Raw genomic sequence first — 1751 nt, forward strand, 5'->3', positions numbered from 1 at the left:
CCTATCTCAAAACGTTAAAACAGAGATCAAATCTGACCTTACGAATAACGTTTTGACGCTGACTTTTGTTGAGCCAAGTAACGAGTTAGACGAAGACTCACGCTTAAGAGAAGCGTCTTCATTCGATGCACTGCGTTTGGTTCAGCATAGCTTTGAGCAAGACGCGAATAACAAACACGCGTTATTCATGGCTGGCCTATTCGCTTACGACATCGTGGCGAACTTTGAACCGCTAGGCGATGCTGAAGCAACCAACAATTGTCCTGACTTTGTTTTCTACGTTGCCGAGACTCTATTACGTTTCGACCACCAAGAAAACGAAGGCCTACTTCACGCGAGCTTGTTTGCTCAAGATGAAAGCATCAAAGCGCAATTAACAGAGCGCCTAGCCGACATTCAAACACAGTGTCAGTCATTGAAAGCCATCACAGAAGTTACGCCACTAGACAATGTTGACGCTGTACCAAGCGTTTCAGATGAAGACTTCTGCCAAACGGTTCGTGATTTAAAAGAATACGTCGTTAAAGGCGACGTGTTCCAAGTAGTTCCTTCACGCCGCTTTACGCTACCTTGCCCTGCTCCACTAGCTGCTTACAAAGAACTCAAGCAAAGTAACCCAAGCCCTTACATGTTCTACATGCAAGATGAGCTGTTTACTCTGTTTGGTGCTTCTCCAGAAAGTGCGCTGAAGTACGAAACTGAAACCAACCAAATTGAAATTTACCCAATTGCAGGTACTCGTCGTCGCGGTAAACGCCCAGACGGTCAAATCGATTTCGACCTAGATAGCCGTATCGAACTTGAACTGCGTACCGACAAGAAAGAAAACGCTGAGCACATGATGCTAGTCGACCTAGCACGTAACGATGTGGCACGTATTGCAGAAGCTGGCACTCGCCACGTAGCAGACTTGCTTAAAGTTGATCGCTACAGTCATGTGATGCACTTGGTTTCTCGTGTTGTTGGTCAGCTACGTGAAGACTTAGATGCTCTACACGCTTACCAAGCTTGTATGAACATGGGTACGCTAACAGGCGCACCAAAAATCCGCGCAATGCAGCTTATCCGTGACGTAGAAAAAACACGTCGTGGTAGCTACGGCGGTGCAGTTGGTTACCTAACCGGTGAAGGCACTTTAGATACTTGTATCGTAATTCGTTCTGCTTACGTTGAAGATGGCGTAGCACAAGTACAAGCGGGCGCGGGTGTGGTGTTCGATTCAGATCCACAAGCAGAAGCAGATGAAACTCGCGGCAAAGCTCAAGCGGTCATCTCTGCGATTCAAGCAGCTCATACTAAAAGCGCTGCTGCAAATCAGCACACATCAAACAAGAAGGAGTCGTAATCATGGCTGATATTGTATTCATCGATAACTTCGACTCATTCACTTACAACCTTGTAGACCAGTTCCGTTCATTAGGTCACAGCGTGAAAATTTACCGTAACAACATTCCTGCAAAGGTAGTTGAAGCGGCGATCAACGAACTAGACAACCCTGTTGCACTGCTTTCGCCAGGCCCTGGCGCTCCAGCGGATGCGGGCTGCATGCCTGAGCTAATTCAGCTGCTAAAAGGCAAAGTGCCAATGATTGGTATTTGCTTAGGCCACCAAGCGATTGTTGAAGCCTACGGCGGCACCGTTGCAGGCGCTGGCGAAATCATTCATGGTAAGGTGTCGATGATGGAACACCAAAACCATGCGACTTACCAAGGCTTACCTTCGCCGCTGGCTATCGCTCGCTACCACTCTTT

At 47.6% G+C, this 1751-nt stretch carries 2 protein-coding genes; both read left to right on the forward strand.

The genetic code is table 11. The annotated features are described in order from the left end of the window. Window positions 1–1345, forward strand: a 1345-nt coding sequence (locus AB4653_RS28160; RefSeq protein WP_372105925.1) for an anthranilate synthase component 1, incomplete at its 5' end; no start/stop codon positions are given. Window positions 1346–1347: 2 nt separating this feature from the next. Then, the coding region (locus tag AB4653_RS28165; RefSeq protein ID WP_372105926.1) for a glutamine amidotransferase-related protein at window positions 1348–1751 on the forward strand (404 nt) is incomplete at its 3' end.

This window comes from Vibrio sp. 10N.222.48.A3, assembly GCF_041475345.1.
Classification (GTDB): domain Bacteria; phylum Pseudomonadota; class Gammaproteobacteria; order Enterobacterales; family Vibrionaceae; genus Vibrio; species Vibrio tasmaniensis_A.